This window comes from Desulforamulus profundi (assembly GCF_002607855.1).
The window spans coordinates 1-2,213 of sequence record NZ_AWQQ01000078.1; the positions used below are offsets into that span (position 1 = coordinate 1).

The following is a 2,213-nucleotide window of genomic DNA, read 5'->3' on the forward strand; positions in this document are numbered from 1 at the left end:
ACAGATAATCAGACTGGCTACCTGCAACTACATCCAGGAATATCACAATGTAGTCATTCTCGGGGCGACAGGAAGTGGCAAAACCTACCTCTCTAATGCCTTCGGAATGGCGGCCAGCCGTAACTTCTACACCGTGAAATATGTGAGATTACCAGATCTGCTGAGCGAGTTGGCAATCGCCCGCGGCGAAGGAACCTACCGCAAGGTTATCAAGCAGTACAAGCAAGTGAAATTATTGATTTTAGATGAGTGGCTGCTATTTCCTCTCAAAGAGAGTGAAGCGCGGGATCTGCTTGAAATCGTCGAGGCAAGGCATAAAAAAGCCTCCACCATTTTCTGCTCCCAATTTGATGTTGCCGGCTGGCATCTTAAAATCGGTGAGCCGACGCTTGCAGACGCTATCTGCGACAGAATAGTCCACGACTCTTACAGAATTATGATTGAAGGAGACTCCATGCGCAAGAGAAAGGGTATTATGGAATAGATCTGTCTTTTGGGGAACTGGTGTCGGGGCAACCGGCACCAGGATTCCAAATTAAGATACTATCCTCTAGCTACCGTGATCAGTTGTAACGAAACCTATGCCCAAAATCAGCGGAAGGTGTGCACAACGTCAAACGGTTAACGTGCACTCGCGCACCGAAATATTCAGTTATCTAATTAATGTGCTTAAATTCAATGTTTTTAAATTTAAATTGTAATAACAGCATTTTAACACCATTAATTAGGGAAAGTTTAAAAATTATGTCGAACATAATTAAAATACACTGGAATTTGTCCGGTGTATCGCTTGATCACATCATTTATTTATCCATTAAAGAACTAACTGTATTGAACATTTGTACGTTTCAAGGTGTTGTTTAAATATAAAAATAAAAGCCGGCTAGAACTGATTTCTAGTCGGCTTTGAGTTAAGGATTCTCTCTTCCTTGTGGGCTGTAAAACGAATAAGTTAAATGCGGTTTGTTTTAAGCACATTGCCCGGACAGTATCCGGGCATCTGTTGGCTTTACATTATTTCAATCCCTTAAAAACTTCTGCCAGGCTTATTTCCAAACCCGGTAAAAGTGCTGTGGTTAAAACATCCTCCTGATCAAAGGCACCTATCCAAAGCCATTCCTTTTCACCTGCCACATAAACATCAACAAACTTGACATCCGGGTCTACCAGCCAGTATTCCTTTACCCCGTGTTTAAAGTATAACCGGCTTTTTTTCTTTCTATCATAGGTGGCAGTAGACGGGGATAATACCTCAACCACCAGATCCGGTGCCCCCTGGATGTTTAGCTCCCCAATAATTGAAGATTTATCCTTTGAAATATAAAGAATATCTGGTTGAATTACCTGGTTGTCTAACACAACATCCATAGGCGCATCAAAAACTTCCCCAAGTTGCTTTTTTTCCGCAAAATCAGAGAGCAGCCTGTATATTTTCCCGGTAATTCGCTGATGATTAGTGCTTGGCGATGGTACCATAATCAAATTTCCCCCGATTAATTCGTATCGTTGACCGTCATCCAACTTCATATAGTCTTCAACAGTGTAAATCCTGTCCGATAAAACCACTGCCATAAGCTCACCCCTTAAAGGTCTTTAATTTATTATATTTCTTTCCTCAGCCTTAGTCCAGTAATCATCACTAAACGCGCCGGGGGACTGCCCTTACTCATTTTCCTAAGAAATGTCAAATTCATAACTTTCCTGTTCCAATCTTTTTCTATGTCTCAACATAGCTTCCAGAACAGGATACCAATCTTTATTGTTATAATACTCCTCGTCGATGGTGTCATCCCGGTAAACATCCATGACCACGCCCACCACAAAGGACTCCCGCTTTTTCTCGTCGAAGGGGATACCCCGATTGATTAACAGCCTTTGCAGTCAAGCCCTTTATGATGCCAAGCGACGGAACAGTGACGTAATTGAGGAAAGTATGATCGGTAGAATCCTAGCCTGATGCAGAACGCCAACGCGGCACAGTTGGTTAATGTGTGTTAAGTTGGGTATGGGTTGACAAAATGGAATAGGCTGGGAAATAAATCAACCACCCGGGCTTGCCCCAGATGGTTGAGTATCCACAGTGCTCCCCTTATAATGATAGTTACCACACCAACATAATAAGGGGGAACTGCTGTGTATACTCATCCTACCGTATTACGCTGCAGAAGGCAAGCAATGATACTTGATGGCAGGAAAATTTATAGCCGTCGTGA

Annotated in this window: 3 protein-coding genes; 1 reads left to right on the forward strand and 2 read right to left on the reverse strand. The window is 42.7% G+C overall.

Annotation, left to right across the window (positions count from 1 at the left end):
- The coding region (locus tag P378_RS12265) for an ATP-binding protein (RefSeq protein ID WP_099083450.1) at positions 1–484 on the forward strand (484 nt) is incomplete at its 5' end.
- A 530-nt stretch (positions 485–1,014) separates the two neighbouring features.
- On the opposite strand, the gene P378_RS12270 is transcribed toward P378_RS12265, so the two are convergent.
- Together P378_RS12270 and P378_RS19675 are read right to left on the reverse strand one after the other, a co-directional pair.
- On the reverse strand, positions 1,015–1,572 hold the full coding sequence (locus tag P378_RS12270) for a Uma2 family endonuclease (protein ID WP_099083451.1): 558 nt from the start codon (positions 1,570–1,572) through the stop codon (positions 1,015–1,017).
- 102 nt (positions 1,573–1,674) lie between these two features.
- A complete protein-coding gene (locus tag P378_RS19675) occupies positions 1,675–1,818 on the reverse strand; it encodes a hypothetical protein (RefSeq protein WP_180261090.1) in 144 nt (47 codons plus the stop codon).
- Between the last annotated feature and the right edge of the window lie 395 nt (positions 1,819–2,213).

Coding starts and splice junctions, on each gene's coding strand:
- P378_RS12270 (WP_099083451.1), bottom strand. CDS start 1,572: ATGGCAGTGGTTTTATCGGACAGGATTTACACTGTTGAAGACTATATG.